Below are 25463 nucleotides of genomic sequence, written 5' to 3'. Positions count from 1 at the left end.
ACCCCGGAAGGAAAACTGTGTCTGAGAGCACCATTGCCAAGTGCCCCGTAGCGCATGGCGGCCGTGTACACCCGACCAAGGGCGCCCCGAACAACGAGTGGTGGCCCAACAAGCTCAACCTGAAGATCCTGGCGAAGAACCCGGCGGTGGCGAACCCGCTCGGCTCCGCCTTCGACTACACCGAGGCCTTCAAGGCGCTTGACCTGGATGCCGTGAAGGCTGACCTTGCCGAGGTCATGACCGACTCCAAGGAATGGTGGCCTGCCGACTTCGGTCACTACGGCCCGTTCATGATCCGCATGGCCTGGCACTCCGCCGGCACCTACCGCTCGCACGACGGCCGCGGTGGCGGCGGCGCCGGCCAGCAGCGCTTCGCGCCCCTGAACTCCTGGCCGGACAACGTCAGCCTGGACAAGGCCCGCCGCCTGCTGTGGCCGGTCAAGAAGAAGTACGGCCAGTCCATCTCCTGGGCCGACCTGATGATCCTGGCCGGCAACGTGGCCCTGGAGACCATGGGCTTCAAGACCTTCGGCTTCGCCGGCGGCCGCCCGGACGTCTGGGAAGCCGACGACGACGTTTACTGGGGCCCGGAGAAGGTCTGGCTCGACGACGAGCGCTACACCGGCGACCGTGAACTCCAGGCACCGCTGGCCGCAGTCCAGATGGGCCTGATCTACGTCAACCCGGAAGGCCCCAACGGCAACCCGGACCCGCTGGCTTCCGCCCGCGACATCCGCGAAACCTTCCGCCGCATGGGCATGGACGACGAGGAAACCGTCGCCCTGATCGTCGGTGGCCACACCTTCGGCAAGACCCACGGCGCCCACAAGGACGACAAGATCGGCCCGGACACCGAATCCGCACCGCTTGAGGCGCAGGGCTTCGGCTGGAAGAACGGCCACGGCACCGGCAAGGGCGGCGACACCGTCACCTCCGGCCTCGAGGTCACCTGGACCTACCACCCGACCCGCTGGGACAACGAGTTCCTGCACATCCTCTTCGCCTACGAGTGGGAGCTCATGGAGTCCCCGGCCGGCGCCAAGCAGTGGAAGCCGAAGGACAACGGCGGCGCAGACCTGGTTCCGGAAGCACACGCCGGTTCCGGCACCCGCGAACCGCGCATGCTCACCAGCGACCTCGCCCTGCGCACCGACCCGGCCTACGAAGCAATCGCCCGCCGCTTCAAGGACGACCTTGGCGCCTTGGAAGACGCCTTCGGCCGTGCCTGGTTCAAGCTCACGCACCGTGACATGGGTCCGAAGGCCCGCTACCTCGGCAAGGAAGTTCCCGCCGAGGACCTGATCTGGCAGGACCCGCTGCCCGCGGCACCTGCGCAGACCATCGGTGAAGCCGAGATCGCCGTCCTGAAGGAAAAGATCGCCGCTTCCGGCCTGTCCGTCGAGGACCTGGTCTCCACCGCATGGAAGGCAGCAGCCTCCTTCCGCGGTTCGGACAAGCGCGGCGGCGCCAACGGCGGCCGCATCCGCCTGGAGCCGCAGGTCAGCTGGTCCGTGAACCAGCCGGAGAAGCTGAAGCCGGTCATCGCCAAGCTCGAAGAGATTGTCGCCGACTTCAACGCCTCCTCCGAGGTCAAGGTTTCCTTCGCCGACGTCGTCGTCCTCGCCGGTGGCGTGGGCGTGGAGCAGGCAGCCCTGGCTGCCGGCCACGACATCACCGTCCCGTTCACCCCGGGCCGCGTGGATGCCACCCAGGAGCAGACCAGCACCGAGCAGTTCGCCTGGCTCGAGCCGGTTGCCGACGGTTTCCGCAACTACGACAGCGGCTTCCTGAACCTGCCCAGCGAGTATCTGCTGATCGACCGCGCGAACCTGCTGAACGTGTCCGCACCGGAACTGACCGTCCTGGTCGGCGGCCTCCGCGTCCTGGGCAACAACTGGGATGGCTCCGAGCTGGGCGTCTTCACCGACCGCCCGGGCACCCTGAGCAACGACTTCTTCGTCAACCTGCTCGAGCTCGGCCTCGAGTGGACCCCGGACGCCGAAGAGAAGAGCTACACGACTACTGACGGCCGCTGGACCGGCAGCCGCGTGGACCTGGTCTTCGGTTCCAACTCCGAACTGCGCGCCCTCGCCGAGGTTTACGCCTCCGACGACGCACAGGAGAAGTTCGTTGCCGACTTCGCCCAGGCCTGGGCCAAGGTCATGGACAACGACCGCTTCGAACTGAAGAAGTAGTCAGGCGCCGGGCCTGCCCGGCACCGGACGCCTGGCAACAGGCAGAGCACCCCGTCTCGGATAATCCGCGGCGGGGTGCTCTTTTGTCCACATTTCACCGGCTGTCCACATAGCCGGTCGCGGCTCTGGTCCTGCGTGCCCCGGGTACCTACGATCCAACCATGGACACATTTCAAGGGATTCCGCACGAAGCCTTCCGCTTCTATGCGGAGCTGGAACAAAACAACAACCGCGAATGGTGGCTCGAACACAAGGACACGTACGACGCCGCGGTCAAGGATCCGCTCACGGCGCTCCTTGAGCAGCTGGAACCGCAGTTCGGACCCGCCAAAGTCTTCCGGCCCTACCGGGACGTCCGCTTTTCGCAGGACAAGACACCTTATAAGACGGCCCAGGGCGCCTTCGCGGCGGAGCAGGAAGGTTTGGGCTTCTACCTCCACCTCGCCGCGGACGGCCTCATGCTGGGAGGCGGCTGCCACACGTACAGTCCCGCGCAGCTGGCCCGCTACCGGGAGGCTGTGGCCGCTCCGGCCAGCGGGGAAGCCCTGCAGGAGATCGTGGACGGCATCGCCGAGAGCGGGTATTCCATTGGCGGAGAGATGCTCAAGACGGTGCCCCGTGGCTTCGACAAGGACCATCCGCGGGCGGAACTGCTGAAGCACAAGTCCTTGTCCGCCGGGCTTGAACTCGGCGAGCCCGCCTGGCTCTCCACCCCCGCAGCGGCCGGGGAGATCGCAAGCCGCTGGGAGGTCCTGCGGCCCCTGGTGGACTGGGTTTCCGAACACGCCGCACCGTGAGGTGCCCCGGCCTGGAAACACGAATGGCCGCCCCGGACCGTGCGGTCCGGGGCGGCCATCATCCGGTGTGTGGTGTCAGACCTTGCTGAGGTCGTCTTCTTCGCCGGACACGGACTCAGTGCCGGGCACGGACTCAGTGCCGGGCACGGACTCACTGCCGGGCACTGCGCCGCTGCCGGAGACTGCTTCGCGTGCATCCGCGAACTTCTCGTTGAGGCGTGAGTGGCGCTGGCCGTAGGCGAAGTAGATCGCGATGCCGATGACCAGCCAGATGGCGAAGAAGATCCACGTCTCCACCGCGAGGTTGGTCATCAGGTACAGGCAGAGGACCGCCGAGACGACCGGGAGCACCTTGCCGAACGGCACGCGGAAGGCGGGCTTCAGGTCCGGGCGCTTCTTGCGCAGCACCAGGATGCCCAGGCTCACCATCACGAACGCGGAGAGGGTTCCGATGTTGATCATTTCCTCGAGCAGGTCAACGTTGGTCAGACCTGCCACGAGGGCGACGGCGGTGCCGCAGATGATCTGGAGGCGCGCCGGAGTCGCGTGCTTGTCGCTGGTCCGGGACAGGGCGCGCGGGAGCAGTCCGTCGCGGCTCATGGCCAGGACCACGCGGGCCAGGCCCATGAGCAGCACCATGATCACCGTGGTGAGGCCAATGAGGGAACCGAAGGCGATCACCTTGGCGGCGTCCGTGTTGCCGACGGCTTCGAACGCCGTGGTGAGTGTGGGGCTCTTGGCCTCGGCAAGCTGGGTGTAGGGCACCATGCCGGTCAGGGCCAGGGAGACGAGGATGTAGAGCAGGGTCACCACGGCGAGGCCACCGAAAATGCCGCGCGGCAGGGTCTTCTGCGGATTCTTGACCTCTTCCGCGGAGGTCGCCACCACGTCGAAGCCAATGAAGGCGAAGAACACCAATGCCGCACCGGCGAAGATGCCGAGCGTGCCGTACTGGGCGGGAACGGCGCCGGTGAGGAATCCGAAGAAGGACTGCTTCAGCATGTTGGTGCCGTCGCTGGCTGCCGTCGGAACGGAATCCGGGATGAAAGGCGTGTAGTTGGCGACCTTCACATAGGTGAACCCGACGACGATGACGAAGAGCACCACAGCGATCTTGATCAGGGTGAAGATATTGCCGACGCGGGCGGAGAGCTTGGTTCCGAGGACCAGCAGCACCGTGAACACGGCGACGATGAGGAAAGCACCCCAGTACAGCTCCACTCCGCCGATGTTCAGCGCCGGCGGCATGTCCACGCCCATGAGCCCGAAGACTTTGCTGAGGTAGATGCCCCAGTACTTGGCGATCACAGCGGCTGCCGTGAAGAGTTCCAGGATGAGGTTCCAGCCGATGATCCAGGCCAGGACCTCGCCCATGGTGGCGTAGGTGAAGACGTACGCCGAGCCCGCAACCGGGATGGCGGTGGCGAATTCGGCGTAGCACATGATGGCGAGAGCGCAGGTGACGGCGGCGACCGCGAAGGAGATGGTCACCGCGGGGCCCGCGAAGTTTGCCGCGGCCTTGGCGCCTACCGAGAAGATGCCGGCGCCGACAGCAACGGCGACGCCCATGATCATCAGGTCCCAGGTGCTGAGGGAGCGCTTGAGTTTGCGTCCGGGTTCATCGGCGTCCGAAATGGACTGCTCGATCGATTTGGTCCGGAAGAGGTTCATAGGAGGTCCACAATCTTGACGGGTACGTGAAACAGACTCATCAACAGTAGTGTCCATACAGTGGACCTCCACTTTTGTCCCGCATAGTGAGACAACTACGGCGTGTCGCGTAGGGATGGACGGCCCTCATAATCGCCGCTGCTGACCACCTCCGGCCCTGATCACCTGCCTAGCAGACCGCCACCAGTGATGACAGCGGTGATGCTGGGAATCCCGACCACGGGCAGGAGGGGAATCGGGGACGGCTTCGGTGCCGGTGATGGGGTGGATGTGGGGGCCGTATCGGGAGTCGAGGTAGTGGCCGGTGCCGGGTCGTCCCCCTGGTTGTCGCCGGAAGGAGCTTCGCTCGCGGGCGCGGCCTGCAGTGTGGGCTGCTCGGGCGCGTTTTGAGTCGGCGCATTCATCGGGGGAACGGCAGCCTCCGCGGTCGCCTCTGCAGGAACAGATGCTGCCGGTAACGAACCGGCCTGCTCAGCGGCACCGCCCGACACCGACCCGGGCTGCTCAGCGGCACCGCCCTGCGCGGCACCATCCGGCACAGGTGGTGCCTGGGAAGGGGATGCCGTTGCGGCTCCCTTCGGTCCCGGACTGCCGGCCGGGGCCCCATGGGTCTTGCCGCCGTCGTGCCCCTTGTCCCCCGAATGCCCTGTGTCAGCCGGCGCGGCCACGGCCCCCGGTACAGCGGCTTCGGGCGGCCCCTCGAAAATCCCGCCCTGGGCAGCAAGCGCGATTCCTGCGGCTGCCACAACGGCAAGCGCGGGCGCTCCGACGGCGGCCGCGTTGGCACGGAGCCAGGCCGCCGGGATCACTGCGGGGACCGGTGCAGCCCTGCGTCCGCGTCGTTTCCTGGTGCCGCCGGTAGCTGGTTCAGCGTTCGGCATTACCGTCTCGTCGATCTTGGACATGCTTCTCCTCAATTCGGATACGGCATTCCAGTCTAGACGTCTCCGTCAACCCGGCAGTCTGCGCGAGCTCCAAGCTACGTCCCGGGCATGGGCCAATCCATGAGTTTCGAGCGGATCAGGAAGCGCTTGCCTTCGGGTGCCTCCACCGAAAATCCGCTGCCGCGCCCGTCCACCACATCCACCGTCAGATGGGTGTGCGACCAGTAGGAAAACTGTTCACGGGACATCCAGAATTCCAGCGGCCACGCGTGTTCCGTACCGCCGTCGATCTCGAAAACGCCCAGCAGCACATCGGAATCCCCGGTGGCGAACTCCCCCGCCGGGTAGCACATGGGCGAGGACCCGTCGCAGCAGCCCCCGGACTGGTGGAACATCAGGGGGCCGTGCTGCTGCGCGAGTTTCCGCAACAGGGACACAGCCGCGGCCGTGAGCGCCACCCGGGAGAAGTCCTCCCCGGGCAGCGTCACGGCGGCCTCAAGTGCCTGCGCCATGGTTTAGAAGAAGCCCAGCTTGTTTTCGTCGTAGCTGACCAGCAGGTTCTTGGTCTGCTGGTAGTGCTCGAGCATCATCGCGTGGTTCTCGCGCCCGATGCCGGAGGACTTGTAGCCGCCGAAGGCCGCTCCGGCCGGGTAGGCGTGGTAGTTGTTTACCCAGACGCGGCCGGCCTGGATTTCCCGGCCCGCCCGGTAGGCTACGTTGCCGTTGCGGGACCAGACGCCGGCGCCAAGGCCGTAGAGGGTGTCGTTGGCGATGCCGATGGCGTCGTTGTAGTCGCTGAACCGGGTCACGGACACGACGGGGCCGAAGATCTCTTCCTGGAAGATCCGCATCCTGTTGTGGCCTTCGAAGATGGTCGGCTGCACGTAGTACCCGCCGGCCAGGTCTCCGGGCAGCTCGGCCCCGGCCCCGCCGGTGAGCACCTTGGCGCCCTCCTGCCTTCCGATGTCGATGTAGGACAGGATCTTCTCCAGCTGGTCGTTGGAGGCCTGGGCGCCGATCTGGGTGTCGGTGTCCAGCGGGTTGCCCTGGATGATCCTGTTGGTGCGGGCCATGGCATCGGCCATGAAGGAGTCGTAGATGCCTTCCTGGACCAGGGCACGCGAGGGGCAGGTGCAGACTTCGCCCTGGTTGAAGGCGAACAGCGTGAAGCCTTCCTGGGCCTTGTCGTAGAAGGCGTCGTTCTGGGCGGCCACATCCTCGAAGAAGATGTTGGGGCTCTTGCCGCCGAGTTCGAGGGTGACCGGGATCAGGTTGTTGGCGGCGTACTGGCTGATGAGCCGGCCGGTGGTGGTCTCGCCGGTGAAGGCGATCTTCCGGATCCGGGGGCTGGAGGCCAGCGGCTTTCCGGCCTCGACGCCGAAGCCGTTGACGACGTTCACGACGCCGGCGGGAAGCAGGTCGGCGAGGAGTTCGACGAGGACCAGGATGGACGCCGGGGTCTGCTCCGCGGGCTTGAGGACCACGGTGTTGCCGGCGGCCAGCGCCGGGGCGAGCTTCCAGACGGCCATCAGAATCGGGAAGTTCCACGGAATAATCTGGCCGACCACGCCGAGCGGTTCGTGGAAGTGGTACGCGGTGGTGTCGTCGTCGAGCTGGGAGAGGTGGCCTTCCTGGGCGCGGATGGCGGCGGCGAAGTAGCGGAAGTGGTCCGCGGCCAGCGGGATGTCCGCGTTCAGGGTTTCCCGGACCGGCTTGCCGTTGTCCCAGGTCTCGGCAACGGCCAGCAGCCCGACGTTCTCGTCAATGCGGTCCGCGATCCGGTTCAGCACGGACGCGCGCTCCGTGGCGGAGGTCTTGCCCCAGGACGGTGCGGCCTTGTGCGCGGCATCCAATGCCAGCTCAATGTCCTCAGCGGTGCCCCTGGCCACCTCGCAGAACGCCTTGCCTGTCACCGGGGTGATGTTCTCGAAGTACTGCCCCTTGACCGGGGCCACCCATTCCCCGCCGATCCAGTTCTCGTAGCGGTCCTTGAACGTGACCTTCGATCCCTCGGTGCCGGGCTGTGCGTAAATTGCCATTGCTAGCTCCTTTGCTGCGCATGGTGGTTGACTGCGCCTTCAGCGTAGGAGCGGGGAGGTTGCGAGGGGGTTGCAACTACTAGAGGCCTTGCGGGAACGTGTAGGAGCCGGGAATCCTGGACGGAGCAGTCCCGAAGGAGAGCACCACCTCGTCGTGGGACGTGAGGACGACGTCGCTCACGGGACCGCTCTGCTTGGATCCATTGATGTAGGCCGTCCAGCCGCCGGTTCCACCGTGCGGTGTTCCCGTGGCGTCCTTGCCGTCCAGGACTCCCCATTCCCCGAGGACCTGGCCGAGGGTGTATTTCCGTCCGGCCGTGGGCGCTTCGATGTGGATGATGCCCGAGGTGTCATGCGTGTGAAGGGCGGAGATTCCGTTCGGCTGTCCGTCGTTTCCGAAGCTGAAGCCGATCCCGCCCGGGACGGCAACGGGCTTGCCGTTCACGAGGACATCCAGATGGGCATGGTAGTGCTCGGCAGCGCCTTCGGCTTTCAAGATGTCCAGGCCGGCGGCCCTGATCCTTTGCCCGGCGCCTGCCGGGTTGAGGTCCCAGCCCGCGTCCGCGCTCCCCGCGGACGATGCCTCCGGGGAAGCGGCCGAAGCCGGGGAATTCGCTGATTGCGCGGGCGCCGCGCAGGCGCTGGCTCCCATGAGGATTCCGGAGACGGTCAGGGCAACAGCGAGGCGTTTGTTCAGCACGGAGGAAGCTTATGGTCCGAAACCCCGTGTTCCCTGAAAGCGCCCGGCGCCCGAAAGGTCAGGCCGACAGTTCGCTGTCGATCCGTTCCAGTTCGGCGACGACGGCGGCCCGCTTGGGTGAGCGCGGCGGCAGCAGCTTGAGCGCGGCGAGCCGCACTACGGCGTCGTCCGCCGCTTCCGGCAGCGACGCGTACTTGAGCAGGGATTCGGCGCTGCCGTCGGTGAGGACGGCCTCGCGCAGGAGCGTGGAGACACGCTGCCGGAGCTCGACGACGCCGGGCGCCTCCGAGCGCGGCAGCACCGCCCCGCGGTAGATCTCCAGGGCGATCCGGTGGGCTCCGCGCTGCAGGCAGCCCAGGACCTGGCCGGAGTCCGGGAAGAGTTCGACCGGCAGGCGGTACGGGCGCGAATCCGGCACGGCCTCGGGGCTCAGCTCCTGCAGGACCTTGCGCAACCGCACCATCTCGGCCCGGAGGGTGACGGCTGAGCCGTCCCCCGGATAGAGCCGGGCACACAGTTCGTCAGCGCTGAGCCCTTCCGGATGCAGGCTCAGCAGGGCGAGGATCTCACTGTGCCGTGCGGACAGCTGGGCTGTCCGTCCTGCGATGCTGAGCAGTGCCTGCTCGCGGCCGAGGAGCTGGAGGCTGTTGCGGTACAGCGGGTCCGGGTCCTTCCGCGCCGGGTCCCGCCGCGCGGCTGCCCGGTTTCGCCCCGGTACCGCAGCCTTCTGCCGGATGCCCTCCTGTGCCTGCTGCAGCCGTTCGATCCGAAGGTGTGCCTGCGCTGCCGCGACGGTCGCCTCGACGAGGGACAGGGTGTGCGGCGCCACCGCGCTTTCGGAACCGGTGATGTCCACGACGCCTAGCAACGCACCGGTGTCCGGGTCGTGGAAGGGCACGGCCGTGCAGCTCCAAGGGTGGACAGCGCGCGTGTAATGTTCCGCTCCGGAGATCTGGATGCTGCGTCCCAGTGCCAGGGCCGTGCCGGGGGCGCTGGTGCCGACGGACCTCTCGGACCAGTCGGCGCCGGCCACGAACAACATGCTTTCCGCCCGTCGCTGGAGCGCCGGGTCCCCATCGACCCAGAGCAGCCGGCCGAGGCCGTCGCCTACGGCGACCAGCAGGCCGCTGTCCTGGCCGGGCTGGACCAGCAGCTTGCGGATCACCGGCATGACGGCGGCCAGCGGGTGCTGGCGGCGGTATTCCTCCAGCTCGTCCACGTCCATGGCCAAGGGAGCAGCGGCCGTATCCGGGTTGGCCCGCAGTGCTGCGGAGCGTTTCCACGACTCGCGGACCAGCGGACGCAGGCCCGGCAGCACGCCGTCGTCGGGAAGGGAAAGACCGCCCGCGGCCAGGTGCTCGTGCCCGGTCCGGGCGTGCCGCTGTGCCAGCTCACGGGGTTCGTTCCCGTGCGCCGCGGCGCGGACGGGGTTGGTCATCGGAGCGTCAGCCGCGGGAGATCCGGATCATGTCTTCGCGCGGGACCACCTTCACCCGTTCGCGTTCGATCCCGCGGTCCGGGTTCTCTTCGGTCCATTGGGTACCGAGTGCGGCTTCGTGGGCGTCCAGCCGGTTCCACCCTTCCCAAGTGGTGTATTCGATGCCGCGCTCCTCCAGGAGGTCCACGATCGCCTGGGGATCCGGTGTTTCCGCGGGCGGCAGGGAGAGGCGGTCCTCAAGCAGGAAGCCGATGGTCTCCAGCGCATCGCCCTTGGTGTGGCCGATCAGGCCCACCGGGCCGCGCTTGATCCAGCCGGTCGTGTAGACGCCCGGCACCGGCTTGCCGTCGGCACCCAGCACGCGTCCGCCGTCGTTCGGAATGACGCCGCGGCGGGCGTCGTACTCCAGCTCATCCAGCGCCGAGCCGTGGTAGCCGATGGCGCGGTACACGGCCTGTACCGGGTAGTCGACGAACTCGCCGGTGCCCTTGACGTTGCCCGTGCCGTCCAGCTGCATCCGCTCGAACTTGATCCCGGAAACCTTCCCGGAGCCGTTCTCCGAAAAGATCTCCACCGGGCTGTGCAGGAAGTGCAGGTGCAGGCGGCGGGAGGAGGGCTGCTCCGATTCGGCATGTTCCTCCACCAGCCAGTTGGTGAGGGTGTTGACCATGGTCTTGATCTGGTTGTTGCTGCGGATGGCGTCGTCCGAGGCTTCGTCGAACTCGAAGTCCTCCGGGTAGAGGACGATGTCCACGTCGTTGGTGTGGGACAGTTCCCGCAGCTCCAGCGGCGTGAACTTCACCTGGGCCGGGCCGCGGCGGCCGAAGACGTGGACATCCGTGACCGGGGAGTTCTTCAGGCCGGCGTAGACGTTGTCCGGGATTTCGGTGACCAGGAGATCGTCCGCGTGCTTGGACAGCATCCGGGCGACGTCAAGGGCCACGTTGCCGTTGCCGATGACCGCGATCTCCCTGGCTTCGAGGGGCCATTCGCGGGAGACATCCGGGTGCCCGTCGTACCAGGACACGAAGTCGGCGCCGCCGTAGGAGCCTTCCAGCTCGACGCCCGGGATAGCCAGGTCCGCGTCCTTGATGGCGCCAGTGGAGAAAATGACGGCGTCGTAGAAGGAGCGGAAATCGTGCAGGGTGAGGTCACGGCCGTAGGTGACGTTGCCGAAGAATCGGATGTCGCCGCGGTCCAGCACCTTATGCAGGGCGTTGACGATCCCCTTGATGCGCGGATGGTCCGGGGCCACGCCGTAGCGGATCAGGCCGTACGGTGCCGGATACGCCTCGAAGAGGTCGATGCTGACTTCGAGGTGTCCGTCCTTGACCTCGCTCGATTTGCTCAGGATGTCCGCGGCGTAGACACCGGCCGGTCCGGCGCCGATGATGGCGACGCGCAGTGGACGAGTGGAGCTGTTTTCCGAGTTGGACACCGTGGACCCTCCGTCAGACGAAACCCCTGCCGCAATGGCGGGCAGGGCCCCAGTCTATTCCCCGCCGACCCCGCAACAGGGCGTCCGGGAACCTCCGTGACACGGAGCGCAACGAAGCCCGGGCCGGGTTCCAGGCAGCCTTCCGACCGGCCGTTCAGGAATAGCCCGCCGGAACGTGATGTTATTGGTTCTGTGCCTACGCCCGAACAAGCTCCAGCCTCCCTGCCTGCTGACGCCCCGTCCGTGGCGGCTCCCGCTCCGGGAGCACCAGCCGTGAAGCCTGCTGGCGCTGCCAAGGCGGCGCGAAGCGAGACGACGACGGGAATCATGTACGGCATCGGCGCTTACGGGCTGTGGGGGCTGCTGCCGCTGTACTTCCTGGTGCTGCAGCCGGCCGGTGCGGTGGAGATTGTGGCGAACCGGGTGGTCTGGTCGCTGCTGTTCTGCGCAGTGCTGATCACCGTCACGCGCAGCTGGGGCCAATTGGCCAAGGCGTTCAAGGACCGCACCATCTTCCTGCCCTTGGTGGCGGCAGCGATGCTCATCGCGGTCAACTGGCTCACCTACACGTACGGGGTCACCAACGGGCACGCCGTGGAAGCCTCCCTCGGCTATTTCATCAACCCGCTTGTCTCGGTGCTCCTGGGCGTCTTCGTCCTGAAGGAAACCCTCCGCCCGCTCCAATGGGCCGCCGTCGGGACCGGCTTCGCCGCCGTCGCCGTCCTGACCGTCTCTTACGGCAAGCTGCCGTGGATCGCCCTCGTGCTGGCGTTCAGCTTCGGCCTGTACGGCTTCGTGAAGAAGCGGGTGGGACCGCGGCTGAACGCCGTCACCAGCCTCACGGTGGAAACGGTGGTGCTGGCCCCGTTCGCGGCGACCACAATGCTGGTCCTCGGCCTGGGCGGAAGCGCCACGCTGGCCAGCCACGGTGCCGGGCACTTCTGGCTGCTGCTCGCCTCCGGCGTGGTGACCGCCGTGCCGCTCGTGTTCTTCGGCGCCTCGGCCAGCAGGCTGCCGCTGACGACCATCGGCATGCTGCAGTACTTCGCACCGCTGCTCCAGTTCATCGTCGCCCTCGCAGTGCTGCACGAAACCATGACCACGGAACGCTGGATCGGCTTCGGCATCGTGTGGTTCGCCCTGGCGCTGCTCACCGGGGACATGTTCCGCAACGCACGCAAGAACGCCGCCTTCCGGAAACAGGCCAGGACCGCGAAGATCGCCTAGATGGGCATGGAATCCACGCGTTCGTAGTCGCGCGGAACCACCACCATCGGCACAGGCAGCGCGCGGAGGATCTTGTTCGCGGTGCTACCGATGAACAGCTTGTTCTTCTCGCCCAGGCGCGAGGAACCAATGATCAGCACTTCGCCTTCCTGCCATTCCAGGCTGTCGATGGCCTCTTCGATGTCGCGCCCGTGCGCGACGGCGACACTTACGTCGTGCCCTTCCGGCAGCCGGGCGGCGGCGGCACTAAGGACGGTGTTGGCGTGGCGGTGGGCGGCGTTGGTGGCCTCCCCGCTTTCGTCCGGTCCGGCGTCGAGGGTCACGAGCGAAACGAGACGCAGTGGCACGCCGCGCCTGTTGGCCGCCGCGATCGCGGTGCCGATGGCGGCGTCCGCTCCGGCCCGCTGCCCGGTGGCCAGCGTGAACCGGGTGACCGGTTCGGTGCGGTTGAAACCGCGCGGGGCGAGAGCGACGGGGACCGGCGAAGCGTGCAGCAGGGCATTGGCCACGCTGCCCACGGTGAAGCGCTTGAACAGTCCGTTCCTGGCCGCACCCACCACGATCAGTCCGGCGTCGTCACCGGCGGCCTCGATCAGGCCGGCGGGGAACGATTCGGCGGGAACGGGACGGAAGGCGGCTTCGACGCCGTCGGGAACCAGGGCGAGGCTGTCCCGCTCCGCCCTGAGGATGGCCTGCTCGGCCGGGGTGGCGGCGGTGCCTTCGGGGTAGAGCCCCGCGTAGGGGGTGTGCGGATCCACCACGTGGACGATGTCCAGTGAAGCATCCTGGGCCCGGGCAAGGGAGGCGGCAAGGGCGACGGCATCCGCGCCGCGCTCCTTGGACGAATAACCAACGACGTATCGCATGTAATTACCCCTCTTTGGGTAGCTCAGCAACGGCAATTCCGTAGTGTGAACTCTACGGTTTCCGCCGCTGGCTGCCCAGCATCCGCACCCAGTGTCACCAACCGCCCAGCGCCCTATTCCACAACGTCCGGGTTCGGCTCCTTCCACGCGATCCCACCCTGGGCCTCGACGAGTTCCAGCTCCACCACCACCGGAGCGCAGGTCCCGGCAGGAAACCGTACCTCGGCCAGGGATTCAGACAGGACCGTCACCGTGCTCCCTTCGGCTCCCGGGAACGGGCGGATCCCGGAAAGCCGGAGCCCGGCGGGCAGCTGCAGGCGAATCCTGCGCGAGCCCGGCATCCGGGTCACCACCGCGAACACCCTGCCGTCCCCGCTGTGGCGCGTGTAGTAGCCCCAGCCCGGGTACGCCCAGCCGGTGGCGAAGCCGCAACCGTGGATGGCTTCCCCGTTGACCGCCAGCCACTCCCCCACACCGTGCGCGATCTCTACTTCGGCCGGCTGCAGCGAACCGTCCCCGCGCGGACCGAAGTTCAGCAGGAAATTCCCGCCAAGCGATGTGCAGTGGGCCAGCATGTCCACAATGTCCAGCGGATGCTTGAGGCTCTCCGCGGCCCAGTCCCCCTGGTGGTAACCCCAAGTTGCCTGCGCGGTGGTCATGCATGCCTCCCAGTCGCGTTCTGCCACCGAGGTGTCCCACGGTTCGGGCAGGCGCCGCTCGTAACCGCTTTCGTAGTCCCCCATGAGCTCTCCGTTGGAGTCGAAATGCCGGGCGCCAAGGTCGTCGGCGCGCAGCCTGCTGTTGACCACGACGCCGGGAAGCAACTCCTTGAGCCTGCGCTCGATCTCCCAGGTCCAGCGGCCGTTGGCCTTCACGGAGGCGTCCCAGGTGCCGTCGAACCAGAAGCCTTTCACGGAAGGGTAGCGGGTGGCGAGCTCCTCCAACTGGGCCCCTGCAAAAGCGAGGTAGCGCGCAAACGCGGCCTCGTCGTCGTCGTTCTCCAGGCTGAACCGCCAGTCCGGGTGCCGCCAGTCCAGCACCGAGTAGTAGAAATTGACGTCGATCCCGCGCGCTTCGTAGGCCTCGATCAGCTCCGCCAGCACGTCGCGCCCCGAGGGTGTGTTCCCTATGTGGAAGTCGCTGTGTGCGGTGGGCCAGAGGCAGAAGCCGTCGTGGTGCTTGGTGGTGATGGTCATGTAGCGGGCGCCGAGCCGTGCCGCGGTATCGGCCCATTGCCTGGGATCGAAGTTTTCCAGCGTGAAATCAGCGGCGAGCGCCTCCCAGTGTTCCTGCGGAATCTTCGCCGTGCGGGGCAGGAACTCGGCCGCGAAATCGTAGTCCTGACCCTCCCAGCGTCCCGCCGGCAGCGAGTACAGCCCCCAGTGGATGAACTGGCCCAGGCGGTGCGAGCGGAACCGCTGCATTGCCGCGTCCTGGCGGGGACCGGCGCCGCCCGCGCCATACCTCAAATCTGCCCGTTTTAGCCCGGCTATGCTATTTCCCCTCTTCCTTGCCGACGGCTCTGTCCCAGGGCACGAAGGATGCCAGGTCGAAAACGTGCACGGCACCCCCGGCCCAGCGGACGGTGACGACCGTTCCGGAAAGCCCGACGTCGGCCGCCCCCGCCGCCGCTTCCTGCCGGCCGCCGCGGCTGAGGCTGTGCAGCGCGATGTAGATGCCGTCGCCGCCCGGATGCGGCGTGCTCAAGTACGGAACCAGGGAGTGTTCGCCGAGCGCGTTGGCGCCGGCGTAGGCCTTGGTGGCCGCCTCCGTCCAGCCATGGATTCCGCGGACGGACACCGAAACGTCCCCGTTGCCCGCCCAGGCGGCGGCACCGCCCGCGCCGCCCTCCGGCAGGTGGGCTGCGGCGACGGTGTGACCGCCCTCGCGCACCGTGTAGCCTCCCGGTGCACGGACCAGATGGCAGCGCAGCTCATGGATGCCGTCCACCACCGAGACGGTGACGACGGCGGTGCCGGGCAGCGCCTTGCCGTCCAGTTGCGGGATGTGGACCGAGCCGCTGACGGCGCCGTCCACCCGGTTGGCCCGCAGCGAGCAGCGGCGGCTGGCAACGCCGTCGGCGTCCACGAGCGCAAGGTGCCCGTCGATGTTGTCCCGGAAGGCTTCGCCCGTGCCCGGGGCCGTGTGCGTGGAGTAGGAGAACTTGGCATAGTGCGGGTCGTCGGGGTCGGCGCCGCCGCCCACGGGAAGTCCGCAGTGGTCGCTGCCGTGGTTGGTCAGCGCCACCAGTCCCCCATGGGTGTTCAGGGTCCAGCCGACGTCGGGCAGGGGCCGGATGACTGGCGGCCCGTCGGTTGGTTGGGGTTCTTCGCCCTTCTGCCAGACGGGGTGGTCCGCTGGCAGGGACAGGCCCAGGAAGCCGATGCCGGCGAGGTACGGTGAGCCGAAGCCGCTGTAGTCCTGGCAGCTGCCCAGGTGTTCGCCGTACCAGCCGAGGTTCGGCGGTCCGTCCACACCGACGCCCCTGGCCGTGAAGTTGGCCAGCACCCCGGAGGCCAGCCGCCTGGTCTGGCCGGGGTTCAGGGGGTTCACGCCGGAGATCTCTGCGCACCAGAGCGCGGCGAGCACCGCCGTGCGGTAGGCCAGCGAACGCCCGACATGCAGCACCGCACCATCGGCGGCAAACATCAAGCTGTAGCTGCCCACGAACTGCCGCAGGCGTTCCAGGTGGCGGACGCCGTCCGGCGTGTTTTCCTGTCCGGTCATCCGGTACCACGCCCACAGGTAAGGGTGGATGGCCCAGGCGTTGTAATAGTCCACGGCGTGCTCCGGACCGTCGGTGTACCAGCCGTCCCCCAGGTACCAGGACTCCACCCTGGCCACGTTGCGCGCCCCGATGCAGCCGGAAACATCCTCGCCCACGGAGCGCAGGAAGCCTTCGGCCATGGCCGGGAAGAGCTGCCAGTTGTTCCCCCACACCTCCAGCCGGGCGTGGTGCCGCAGCCAGTCGGCCACCTGCTTCTTCTCCGCGGGCCTCAACGGGTCCCAGAGCCGGGCGCGGGCGGTGTAGAGGCTGAAGGCGATGTTTGCCGCCTCCACGATGGAGTTCGTGACGCCGAGCAGGGGCGGTTTGCAGGTGACCCCCAGGGGCCAGGCCTCCGGACCGTCCGGATCGGTACCCGCCAGCAGCGCTTCCCGGTACCAGGCGGCCAGTTCCTCAGCCCCGGCATCCGAGCGTCCGGCCCCGGCGATCCGCGGAGCCGCCATCAGCAGGCTGCGGCCGATGGTTTCCATGCCCTCCCGGCGTTCGCCGTCGCGGGTCACCCGGCCGGGCAGGCGCGGGCTGGCCTTCAGGGGGCTGCTGTAGCGGCGGATATGGGAGAGCCAGCGGTCCGCGGTGCGTTCCCAGTGCCCGCGGGTCCATCCGGTGAACGGGGAGAGTTCGGGGTCGTTTTCCGGGAGCCAATTGTCCGGAAGCCAATTGTCCGGGAGCCGGGAATCCCTCACGCCAGGGCCGACTCGTATTCGCCGCGGATGGTGTCCCCGCCGTTCTTCCGCCAGGCGGCGATGGCGTCCTTGAGCTGGGCAGAGGTGCCGCGTCCGGCGATCAGCGCGGTGGCGGCGTCGGACACCGGCTGGCCCAGATTGGATCCCTTGGCCGCGTTGGTGGGGCTGAACAGGGTGCCGGTGGGGTCCTCGACACCCAGCGGAATCAGGGTGGAGTAGGCCTTGTGCATGACGTCCACAACGTCCTTGTTGGCGGGGTCGTAGACCACCTGCTGCGGGGCGGCCAGGTACTTCCACGGCACGGCGGTGTCCAGGAGGGCCCGCTCGGTGGCCAGCGGGTTGCCGTTGGCATCCAGGGTGTAGTCCGCCCCTTCGGCGCCGTAGTTGAGCATGAGGTATTCCTCGCTGCCGAAGGGCGCGGCCAGGAAGTTCGCGACGCCGAGCACTTCCTTCAGCTTTGCCTCGTCGGCCTTCTTGAGCATCACGGTGGCGAAGACCACGTTGTCCAGCCAGGTCTGGGCCTTCCCGCCGTCGTGCCCCACGGGGAGGAACGGCACGGCCTTGTTGGCCCGGTTCGCCTCCGGAACCGTGGCGCCGTAGCCGGAGGGGCCGATGTAGGCCGGCAGGCCGTCGTAGATCATGGCCACCTTGCCCGAGATGAAGGCGTTCTTCATCTGGGACTTCGTCCAGCCTTCCGAGCCGGGAACGTAGAGACCGTCCTTGTACAGCTTGGCCGCGAACTCGATGGCGGCCAGGTATTCGTCGGTCTCGAAGTACCGGGTGAGCTTGCCGCCGTCGAGCTTCCACTGGTTGGGGGTGCGGAACATGTGGTGGAGCATGGTGAGGCCGAACTTGGTGCTGCCCAGCGCCCACTGGTTCTTCGAGGGGTTGGTGAGCTCCTTGGCCACCCGGTAGAAATCGTCCTTGTCCTTGATCTCCGAGGTGGAGGCCAGGCCGACCTTCTTCAGCAGGGTTTCGTTGATGAAGCCGGAGCCGCCCGTGAGGTTGCGCGGGATGGGCAGGGAGTAGATCTTCCCGGCCTGCACGGTCTGCTTCCAGAACACCTGCGGGATCGCTGCGAGGTTCGGGTAGTCCTTGACCTTGTCCCCGCCGATCAGCGGGGTGAGGTCCGCACACTTGGCTTCGAGGAACTCCACGATGTTGGGGATGGCGGCGCCGTCGTTCAGCATCAGGTCCGGCAGTTCGCCGCCGGCCACCACGGTGTTGAACTTGGTGGCGTAGTCGTCCGAGGACACCGAGGTGATCTCCACCTGGCCGCCCAGCCGCGCCTCGATGGCCTGCCATGCCGGGTTCTTGGCCCTGTCATTGGGTGCGGTGCCGAAAAGATTCGTGATCGCGGTGACCTTTCCGCCCTTCAACGGCGCAGCCTGCACGCTGCGGAACGGCTTCGGGTACTTGTAGAAGCCGGCCGGCACGCCCTGGGCGGTGCCCGCGATGTCCGGCGCGGAGGCCTTCAGCGGCACGGTGGTGGGCAGCAGCGCGTCGCTGGCGTTCGATGCCACCCCGGCGGTCCGCTGGCCGCAGCCGCTCAGGGCCCCGCCGGCGAACAGCGCCAGCGCGCCGACACCGGTGACGGCGAGGAAGTTGCGGCGGCTGGGTGCCGGCGTCGACGAGCTGAATGACGGGGGAAGTGCTGCATTCATTGGAGCTTTCCTTTCGAAGTGGTGTTGCTAGCCTTTGATGGCGCCGGTGAGGACGCCTTTGGTGAAGTAGCGCTGGAGGAACGGGAAGACGATCACAATCGGGATCAGGGAAATGACGACGACGGCCATCTGGATCGCCTGCGAAGGAACCGCGATCTCGGCGACCGCGGAGTCCCCCATCGGCTGCCCGAGCAGCACGTACTGGCGCAGAATCATGGACAGCGGCCATTTGTCATCGTTCAGGTAGAGCATCGCGTTGAAGAACGCGTTCCAGTAACCCACCGCATAGAACAGCCCGACGACGGCGAGCACCCCGCGGGAGAGCGGCAGCACCATCTGGACGAGGATGCGGAAGTCCCCCGCGCCGTCGATCCTTGCCGCTTCGAAGAGTTCCTGCGGAAGGTTCATGAAGAAGGAACGGACCACCACCAGGTTGAAGGCGGACATCAGGGTGGGCAGCACCAGGGCCGCGTAGCTGTCCAGCAGCCCCAGCTCCTTGACCATCAGGAAGCTCGGGATGATGCCCGGGCTGAACAGCATGGTGAACAGGGCGGTCATGAGGAAAAAGCGTCCGCCCACAAGGTCCCTGCGGGTGAGCCCGTAGGCCATGGCCACCGTGACCAGCAAGGACAGTGCCGTCCCGATCACTGTGATGAGCAGCGACCGGACCAGTGCGTCGGTCACGACGCCGCCGGAAAAGATGGTCTGGTAGGCGGCGAAGGTAGGCTCCTTCGGAAACAGGACCAGCCCGTTGTTGCTCGCGATCTCGCCCTGGCTGGACAGGCTCGTAGCCAGGACCGCCAGCAGCGGGTAGAGGGCCAGGAAGCAGATGGCCACCAGGGCTACGGCCTTGGCACCCTGGACTGCCGGGTTCGGCTTCTCCATCCAGACCGGACGTTGGCTGCCGAGGCGCAGCCCTTTGATGGGGCGCTCGCCGTTTTTGCGCTTACCGGGGCGGTGCTGCAGGGTGCTACTTGGACTTGCCATTGGAATAGATGCCTTCCTGGCCGAAGAAATGGGCGAGCTTGTTTGCGCCGAGGACCAGCACGAGTCCGACGATCCCCTTGACCAGGCCGACGGCGGCGGCGGGCCCCCACTGGCCGTCCTGGATTCCGTGGAAGTAAACGTAGGTGTCCAGGACTTCGCCGGCGCCGGGCCCCACGTTGTCCCGTTGCAGGACGATCTGTTCAAAACCGACCGAGAGGATGCTGCCCAGGTTGAGGATGAGCAGCAGGATGATCACCGGCATGATGCCGGGAAGCGTGATGTGCCAGAGCCGGTGCCTGGCGGATGCGCCGTCCACCGCCGCTGCCTCGTAGAGTTCCTGGTCCACGTTCATCAGCGCGGCCAGGAAGATGATGGTTCCCCAGCCGGCGTCTTTCCAGATGGACTGGATGGTCACGAGGAACGGGAAGAATTCCGGGGTGGTCATGGCGTCGAAGCGCGGCAGGCCAAGGTTCCCGAGCAGGTGCGGAACGGCGCCCGTGGCCCCGAGCACCTCGGAAAACACCGCCACGATGATCACCCAGCCGATGAAATGGGGCAGGTAGACCACGCTCTGGACGAACTTCCGGATCCTGTCCGACATGATGCTGTTCAGCAGCAGGGCCAGGCAGATTGGAACGGGAAAGAAGAGCAGCAGCTGCAGCCCGGTGATCACCAGGGTGTTCCGCAGCGCCTCCCAGAACGCCGGATCCCCGAACATCGTGGAGAAGTTCTCCAGTCCCACCCACACGCTGTCCATGAAGCCCAGGTAGGGCTTGTAGTCGAGGAAGGCGATGATGTTGCCGGCCAGCGGCACGTAATGGAACACCACGAAATAGAGGAATCCGGGGGCGATGAGCAGGAGCATCACCTTGTCCCGCCGGATCCGGGCCATGAAGCTGCTCTTCCGTTCCGCCGCCACCGTGCCGGCGCCTGTCCCACTCCCGCGGCCCGCTTCCGCGTCCGCCAGCGCGGGATCCACGACGGCGGGCGGCGCCGCATCCGGGAGGGTCTGGCTTTTGCTGCTCATGGATTTCCTCTGTCTGTGGCCGGTCCGAGCTTGCCGTAGCCGCTGTTTCACTGCCGCGATTTCCTCGCCGAACAGTAAGCGTTTACTACGCAGAACAAGTTACCGAGCCTCCGGATGTGATGTCAATGACTTTTTGGAAAGCGTTTGCCAAGCCGATCTTTCCAGCCAATTTGCACAGGGTGGCTGGGATTGACAGCATTCGGGGCGCGAACCTAGCCTAAAATAAATAGCAAACGCTTACTATGCGTTTCCATAGTGCTTCGTGATGCAGAAAACGGGCGGGCCCACGTGACAACAGATCTCCAGCAAGGCAGCAAGCCGAAAGCCGCATTCCTCATGGCCGGCAATACTTTGTCCACGCTGTTCAGCGGCGAGGACCTCGCACGCCTTCACAGCATGCTGGATTTCCTCAGCCCGGATCCGTTCCCGGACCTCTGTTCCGCGGAAGCAGCAGGTTCCCATGCCGCCGTCGATCTTGCCGCCGTCGAAATCCTGGTCACCGGCTGGGGCGCCCCGCTCATCGACGCAGCCGCACTGGACCGCATGCCACGGCTCCGGACGATCATTCACGCCGCCGGGACCGTCAAGACGTTCCTGTCCCCCGAGGTCTACGCGCGCGGCATCCAGGTCTCATCCTCCGCGGCGGCCAACGCCGTGCCGGTGGCCGAGTTCACCTTCGCCGCGATCGTCATGGGCCTGAAGCGGGCGAGCCGCTTCAGCGAGCAACTGCGGCGCACCGGCCGGAGCCGGAACCCCGCGGGCTTTCCCGCAATCGGCACCCACGGGGTTTCGATCGGAATCGTGGGGGCATCCCGCGTGGGCCGGCTGGTGGCGGGCCTGCTGAAGAACCTGGACGCCCGCGTCCTCGTCTACGATCCCTACCTGGAGGCGGCCGACGCCGCCGCCCTCAGGATGGAACCGGTGGGCCTGGACGAACTGTGCGCACGCGCGGACGTGGTCAGCGTCCACGCGCCGGACAACGAGTCGACGCGCGGGCTCATCGGCGCCAGGCAGCTGGCCCTCATGAAGGACGGCACCCTGGTGGTCAACACGGCGCGCGGCCGGCTGATAGATGCGGCAGCCTTGACGCGCGAGCTCGCCAGCGGGCGCCTGGATGCATTCCTTGACGTCACCGATCCCGAACCCTTGCCCGTGGATTCCGTCCTGTACTCGCTGCCGAATGTCGTCATCACGCCCCATATCGCCGGTGCGTTGGGCAACGAAGTGCACCGTCTCGGCCAGCACGCCACCAATGAAGTGCAACGCCTTCTTGAAGGCCGTCCGCTGGCCTCACCCGTATTCGCCACAGATCTTGCGAGAATCGCCTAGTGACTGAGAAGACTTCCCCCGCAGCGGCTTCCGGCGCCCGCAGCGGCGCCACGATCGCCGACGTCGCTGCCGCCGCCGGCGTCTCAGTAGCCACCGTGTCGCGGACCCTGAGCGGAAACTACCCCGTTGCCAAGGGCACCCGTGAGCGCGTCCTGCATTCGGTGGCCGCCCTCGGCTATGTGGCCAATGCCCACGCACGTGCATTGGCCGGAGCGACCACCCGCACCGTGGGCATCATCATCAACGACGTCGCCGACCCCTTTTTCGCCTACATCGCCCGCGGCGTTGAGCGCCAGGCCAGCGCCGACGGCAGGCTTTGCCTCATCACCGCCACGCACGGCGACAAGGAACGCGAACTGGCCCTGGTCGACCTCATGCGGGAGCAGCGCACCGACGCCGTGATCGTCGTCGGCGGCGCTTCCGACGATCCGCGCTACAGGAAGCAAATGGCCGAACGGGCGCGGGCGCTCGCGGCAGCCGGCTCGATGCTGGTGCTGTGTGGACGCCCCTCCCTCGGGGCCAACGTGCCCACCCGGATGGTCAGCTACGACAATGAAGGCGGCGCCTTCGCCATCACCGACTACCTCATCTCGCAGGGTCACCGCCGCATCCTCTACCTCGGCGGCTTCCCAGATTTCTCGACGACGGCGGCCCGGCTTGCCGGGTTCCGGGCAGCCCACGAGGCCCGCGGCATCGGGCAGGATCCGGAGCTGGTCCAGGAGGGCGCCTTCGGGCGCGGCTTCGGCTACCAGCGGATGCGGGAAGTGCTGGACCGGAAGCTGAAGTTCACGGCCGTGTTCGGTGCCAACGACCTGGTGGCCGCGGGCATCCTGGAGGCCCTGCAGGAGCGCGGCCTGCGCGTGCCGGAGGATGTGTCCCTGGTGGGGTACGACGACGTTCCGGTGGCCTCCGAACTGCGTCCGCGGCTGACCACCGTCCGCGTTCCCTTGGAAGAACTCGGACGCGAAGCCGTGCGCCTGGCGCTGTCCAGCACCCCGCACGACGCCGGGGCCGGGCCGGACAACACCATCACCGTGGGCACGCACATCGTGATCCGGGAATCGGTGGCCCCGCCGAGCAAGTCCTAAGCGGCAAAGACGTCCTGAGCACTTTTGTTCATTTGCATTGAGGGTGCACAGATTCCGGACATAGCGTGACTTCGATCACCCTTCTCCCCCACGACCCGGAGGCACGCTTGTCCGCCTTCAAACAGTCCCCCTTTGAGCTGAACCCGCTTCAATTCAAGCGCCGTACCCTCCTGACCCTGATGGGAGCCGCCGCAGTGTTCGCCGGCACCGCACCGACCGCCGCCGTCGCCGGCGAAAACCCGCTGGCCGATCTCATCGCCCGCCGCCGCCTCATGCTGGCCGGCGACGGCACCGCCGCAACCGTTCCGGAACTCGCGGAGGCGCTGAAGGCGATGAGCGCGAGCGCCTCGGCCACCTGGAAGTCCATGATCACCCCCAGCGGCACCTCGGGGGTCTGGGCCGACCTCCCGCTGACCGGAATCGGCAGCGCCGCCGATGCCACGGGCAACATGGGCGTGAGCTTCAACCGCATCCTGGAACTCGCCCTGGCCTACGGCACGGCAGGCTCGGAGCAGCACGGCGACGCCACACTCGCCGCGGACCTGGTCGCCGCCCTGTCCTATCTGAGCGCCACGGCCTACAAGGCCGGGATGCGCGCCGCCGGCAACTGGTGGTTCTGGGAAATCGGAGTGCCGCGCAAGGCCGCAGACATCCTGGTCCTCCTCCATGACGTGGTTCCCGCGGAACTGCGGACCGCGCTGATGGCTGCCGCCCGCTACTTCACCCCGGATCCCAACTGGCGCGGCCGGGGCACGAGCCTTGCCGAAACCGGGGCCAACCGCACCGACAAGGCCCTCTCCTGTGCCCTGCGCGGCATGCTGGACGGACGCCCGGAAGAGATCGCCCTGGCCCGCGACGCCCTGAGCGACACCGTGGGCGGCGGCCGGAACAGCGTGTTCGGCTACGTCACCAGCGGCGACGGCTTCTACACCGACGGCTCCTTCGTCCAGCACACGTACCTGCCCTACGTGGGCACCTACGGCGTGGTGACCCTTGGCGGCATCGCGGAAATCCTGGGCCTGCTGGGCGGCAGCAGCTGGGACGTGACGGACCCGAAGAAGTCCGTGGTCCTGGGCGCAGTGGAGTCCGCCTACGCCCCGTTCATCTGGAACGGCCGGATGATGGATGCCGTGCGCGGCCGGGCCGTGTCCCGGCAAAGGAACCCCGACTATGTGGACGGGGCCGCCGCACTGACCGCTATCCTGCTGCTGGCACCCGGTGCAGGCGAACCCTACCGGGGCCGCTACCTCTCCCTCGTCAAGGGCTGGCTGCAGCGCGCCAGCCTCACCCTTTACGGGCTGCCGGGCCAGAGCATCGCCAAATCCCTGCTGGTGACGTCCGCGCTGGCGGACACCTCCGTCGTCGCCGCTCCCGCGCCGGTCTACACGAAAGCTTTCGGGGACCAGGACCGCCTGGTGCACCACCGTCCCGGCTTCAGCTCCGTGGTCAACATCTCCTCGAAGCGGATCGGCCGCTACGAGTGGGGGAACTTCGAAAACAACCTCGGCTGGTACCAGGGAGACGGCCTGACTTTCTACTACATCCCCGCGGCCCCGGACCAGTACAGCGCCGACTTCTGGCCCACCGTGGACCCGTACCGGCTGCCCGGCACCACCGTGACGGCGGAGCCCCGCGAGAGCGGCGCCGCGAACGGCACCGGCATCCCCCGGGCGTTCCAGGCCTTCGCCGGCGGCCTGGACCTGGATGGACGCTGGGGCATCCAGGGTATGGACCACCTGAACTTCAACAAGACCCTGAGCGCCCGGAAGTCCTGGTTCTTCCTGGACGACAAAGTGGTGTGCCTCGGCGCCGGGATCACCTCGGCCTCCGGACACGAAGTCTTCACCACCGTGGACAACCGCTCCTTCGCGCCCGGCACGGTGCCGGACCTCCGCACGGACAACCGGAACCGCGTCCTGGCCGCAGGCAGCGCCGCCGTCAGGGTGAAACGAAACGTCCACATCATGGGGCACGGCGGCTACGTTTTCCTGGCCGGGGAGAACGTCAGCGGAGACATCGACGTGCAGGTCATCCGGCGTACCGGCGACTGGAGGACCATCAACTCCGGATCGGACACCGGCGGCAACGACGAACCAAAGACCCGCGACTACGTCACCATCACCCACCACCATGGCAAGGACCCGCAGAGCGGAGGCTACGCCTACATCGCCTTCCCGGGGGCTGAGCACTCGGTGACCTTCACTGAATCCGACGAACCCACCATCGAGGTGCTGGCCAACAACGCAGGTGCCCAGATGATCCGGGACGAGAGCCAGGGCCTGCTGCTCGCAAACTTCTTCTCCGCCACCGCGGCAGGGCAGCCGGTCCAGGGCGTCGCCGGCAGCGGCCCCTGCTCCCTGGCGGTCCGCGAGGAAACGGACAAGGTGACGGTGGCGCTTTCGGACCCGAGCCGCACCCAGCCCCTCGCCCGGGTGACCCTGGACGGCGTGGCGGCCACCGCCGTCGTCGACGCCGATCCGGGAGTCACGCTGGTAGGCACGTCGCCGTTGACCCTGGAGTTCGCCCTCGACGGGCACGGCCACGCCAGGCGGGTGGTCCTCTCCCGCTGACCGCATTGCCGAGTGGTTAAGCGCAAAGAGCGGACACAGGATCGCTGTGTCCGCTCTTCTTGCGAGGCCAGACGT

General features: G+C 67.2%; 19 protein-coding genes. 6 read left to right on the top strand and 13 right to left on the bottom strand.

The window, feature by feature from the left end:
- Window positions 1-17 precede the first annotated feature (17 nt).
- Both katG and ACNQPB_RS02320 read left to right on the top strand, forming a co-directional pair.
- Window positions 18-2195: a catalase/peroxidase HPI gene (gene katG, locus ACNQPB_RS02325; RefSeq protein WP_498748763.1), complete on the top strand. Its 2178-nt coding sequence runs from the start codon at window positions 18-20 to the stop codon at window positions 2193-2195.
- 161 nt (window positions 2196-2356) lie between these two features.
- On the top strand, window positions 2357-2992 hold the full coding sequence (locus ACNQPB_RS02320; protein ID WP_498748761.1) for a DUF2461 domain-containing protein: 636 nt from the start codon (window positions 2357-2359) through the stop codon (window positions 2990-2992).
- A 75-nt stretch (window positions 2993-3067) separates the two neighbouring features.
- Here the strand turns inward: ACNQPB_RS02320 and ACNQPB_RS02315 are convergent, their stop codons facing one another.
- The 7 genes from ACNQPB_RS02315 to ACNQPB_RS02285 form a co-directional block, all read right to left on the bottom strand.
- The gene (locus tag ACNQPB_RS02315) at window positions 3068-4663 is read right to left on the bottom strand and encodes an amino acid permease (protein ID WP_498748759.1); all 1596 of its coding nucleotides are present in this window, start codon (window positions 4661-4663) and stop codon (window positions 3068-3070) included.
- Window positions 4664-4824: 161 nt separating this feature from the next.
- A complete protein-coding gene (locus ACNQPB_RS02310) occupies window positions 4825-5568 on the bottom strand; it encodes a hypothetical protein (RefSeq protein ID WP_498748757.1) in 744 nt (247 codons plus the stop codon).
- A gap of 74 nt (window positions 5569-5642) precedes the next feature.
- Window positions 5643-6059 (bottom strand): DUF779 domain-containing protein, encoded by a 417-nt coding sequence (locus ACNQPB_RS02305; RefSeq protein ID WP_498748756.1) that lies wholly within the window; start codon window positions 6057-6059, stop codon window positions 5643-5645.
- A 3-nt stretch (window positions 6060-6062) separates the two neighbouring features.
- On the bottom strand, window positions 6063-7586 hold the full coding sequence (gene exaC / locus ACNQPB_RS02300) for an acetaldehyde dehydrogenase ExaC (RefSeq protein ID WP_498748754.1): 1524 nt from the start codon (window positions 7584-7586) through the stop codon (window positions 6063-6065).
- Window positions 7587-7665: 79 nt separating this feature from the next.
- Window positions 7666-8286, bottom strand: coding sequence for a hypothetical protein (locus ACNQPB_RS02295; RefSeq protein ID WP_498748752.1), 621 nt, complete (start codon window positions 8284-8286; stop codon window positions 7666-7668).
- A gap of 58 nt (window positions 8287-8344) precedes the next feature.
- Entirely contained in the window at window positions 8345-9724 is a 1380-nt protein-coding gene (locus ACNQPB_RS02290) for a GAF domain-containing protein (RefSeq protein WP_498748751.1), read from the bottom strand.
- Window positions 9725-9731: 7 nt separating this feature from the next.
- Window positions 9732-11162, bottom strand: coding sequence for an FAD-dependent oxidoreductase (locus ACNQPB_RS02285; RefSeq protein WP_498748750.1), 1431 nt, complete (start codon window positions 11160-11162; stop codon window positions 9732-9734).
- Window positions 11163-11489: 327 nt separating this feature from the next.
- Between ACNQPB_RS02285 and rarD the strand changes: the two genes are divergently transcribed.
- Window positions 11490-12389: an EamA family transporter RarD gene (rarD, locus tag ACNQPB_RS02280; RefSeq protein WP_498749081.1), complete on the top strand. Its 900-nt coding sequence runs from the start codon at window positions 11490-11492 to the stop codon at window positions 12387-12389.
- Here the strand turns inward: rarD and ACNQPB_RS02275 are convergent.
- The 6 genes from ACNQPB_RS02275 to ACNQPB_RS02250 all read right to left on the bottom strand — a co-directional run bounded on the left by ACNQPB_RS02275 (window position 12386) and on the right by ACNQPB_RS02250 (window position 20401).
- Window positions 12386-13255 (bottom strand): universal stress protein, encoded by an 870-nt coding sequence (locus ACNQPB_RS02275; RefSeq protein ID WP_498748749.1) that lies wholly within the window; start codon window positions 13253-13255, stop codon window positions 12386-12388. The two genes, rarD and ACNQPB_RS02275, sit on opposite strands and share 4 nt — an antisense overlap.
- A gap of 113 nt (window positions 13256-13368) precedes the next feature.
- The gene (locus ACNQPB_RS02270) at window positions 13369-14679 is read right to left on the bottom strand and encodes an alpha-L-fucosidase (RefSeq protein ID WP_498748747.1); all 1311 of its coding nucleotides are present in this window, start codon (window positions 14677-14679) and stop codon (window positions 13369-13371) included.
- A gap of 70 nt (window positions 14680-14749) precedes the next feature.
- Window positions 14750-16723: a DUF2264 domain-containing protein gene (locus ACNQPB_RS02265; protein WP_498748746.1), complete on the bottom strand. Its 1974-nt coding sequence runs from the start codon at window positions 16721-16723 to the stop codon at window positions 14750-14752.
- Window positions 16720-18387, bottom strand: a complete 1668-nt coding sequence (locus ACNQPB_RS02260; protein ID WP_498748744.1) for an extracellular solute-binding protein — start codon at window positions 18385-18387, stop codon at window positions 16720-16722. The genes ACNQPB_RS02265 and ACNQPB_RS02260 overlap by 4 nt, the downstream gene beginning before the upstream one ends.
- Window positions 18388-18414: 27 nt before the next feature.
- Complete coding sequence (locus ACNQPB_RS02255) at window positions 18415-19374, bottom strand: carbohydrate ABC transporter permease (RefSeq protein WP_498748742.1); 960 nt, start codon at window positions 19372-19374, stop codon at window positions 18415-18417.
- Entirely contained in the window at window positions 19358-20401 is a 1044-nt protein-coding gene (locus ACNQPB_RS02250; RefSeq protein WP_498748740.1) for an ABC transporter permease, read from the bottom strand. The genes ACNQPB_RS02255 and ACNQPB_RS02250 overlap by 17 nt, the downstream gene beginning before the upstream one ends.
- A gap of 288 nt (window positions 20402-20689) precedes the next feature.
- Here ACNQPB_RS02250 and ACNQPB_RS02245 point away from each other — a divergent pair, with 288 nt between their 5' ends.
- The 3 genes from ACNQPB_RS02245 (at window position 20690) to ACNQPB_RS02235 (ending at window position 25388) form a co-directional block, all read left to right on the top strand.
- Window positions 20690-21730 (top strand): hydroxyacid dehydrogenase, encoded by a 1041-nt coding sequence (locus ACNQPB_RS02245; RefSeq protein ID WP_498748739.1) that lies wholly within the window; start codon window positions 20690-20692, stop codon window positions 21728-21730.
- A complete protein-coding gene (locus ACNQPB_RS02240) occupies window positions 21730-22818 on the top strand; it encodes a LacI family DNA-binding transcriptional regulator (RefSeq protein WP_498748737.1) in 1089 nt (362 codons plus the stop codon). Before ACNQPB_RS02245 ends, ACNQPB_RS02240 begins: the two co-directional genes overlap by 1 nt.
- A gap of 65 nt (window positions 22819-22883) precedes the next feature.
- A complete protein-coding gene (locus ACNQPB_RS02235) occupies window positions 22884-25388 on the top strand; it encodes a polysaccharide lyase 8 family protein (RefSeq protein WP_498748736.1) in 2505 nt (834 codons plus the stop codon).
- Window positions 25389-25463: the final 75 nt, after the last annotated feature.

The sequence above is a fragment of the Curtobacterium sp. LFS079 genome, assembly GCF_047977865.1.
Classification (GTDB): Bacteria; Actinomycetota; Actinomycetes; order Actinomycetales; family Micrococcaceae; genus Arthrobacter.
This window is presented reverse-complemented; position numbering and strand designations above follow the sequence as displayed.

Bases quoted from the DNA above. Each gene is read 5' to 3' on its own strand.
- ACNQPB_RS02320 (WP_498748761.1), top strand. From the start codon at position 2,357: ATGGACACATTTCAAGGGATTCCGCACGAAGCCTTCCGCTTCTATGCG.
- ACNQPB_RS02315 (WP_498748759.1), bottom strand. From the start codon at position 4,663: ATGAACCTCTTCCGGACCAAATCGATCGAGCAGTCCATTTCGGACGCC.
- ACNQPB_RS02310 (WP_498748757.1), bottom strand. From the start codon at position 5,568: ATGTCCAAGATCGACGAGACGGTAATGCCGAACGCTGAACCAGCTACC.
- ACNQPB_RS02305 (WP_498748756.1), bottom strand. From the start codon at position 6,059: ATGGCGCAGGCACTTGAGGCCGCCGTGACGCTGCCCGGGGAGGACTTC.
- exaC (WP_498748754.1), bottom strand. From the start codon at position 7,586: ATGGCAATTTACGCACAGCCCGGCACCGAGGGATCGAAGGTCACGTTC.
- ACNQPB_RS02290 (WP_498748751.1), bottom strand. From the start codon at position 9,724: ATGACCAACCCCGTCCGCGCCGCGGCGCACGGGAACGAACCCCGTGAG.
- rarD (WP_498749081.1), top strand. From the start codon at position 11,490: ATGTACGGCATCGGCGCTTACGGGCTGTGGGGGCTGCTGCCGCTGTAC.
- ACNQPB_RS02275 (WP_498748749.1), bottom strand. From the start codon at position 13,255: ATGCGATACGTCGTTGGTTATTCGTCCAAGGAGCGCGGCGCGGATGCC.
- ACNQPB_RS02270 (WP_498748747.1), bottom strand. From the start codon at position 14,679: ATGCAGCGGTTCCGCTCGCACCGCCTGGGCCAGTTCATCCACTGGGGG.
- ACNQPB_RS02260 (WP_498748744.1), bottom strand. From the start codon at position 18,387: ATGAATGCAGCACTTCCCCCGTCATTCAGCTCGTCGACGCCGGCACCC.
- ACNQPB_RS02255 (WP_498748742.1), bottom strand. From the start codon at position 19,374: ATGGCAAGTCCAAGTAGCACCCTGCAGCACCGCCCCGGTAAGCGCAAA.
- ACNQPB_RS02250 (WP_498748740.1), bottom strand. From the start codon at position 20,401: ATGAGCAGCAAAAGCCAGACCCTCCCGGATGCGGCGCCGCCCGCCGTC.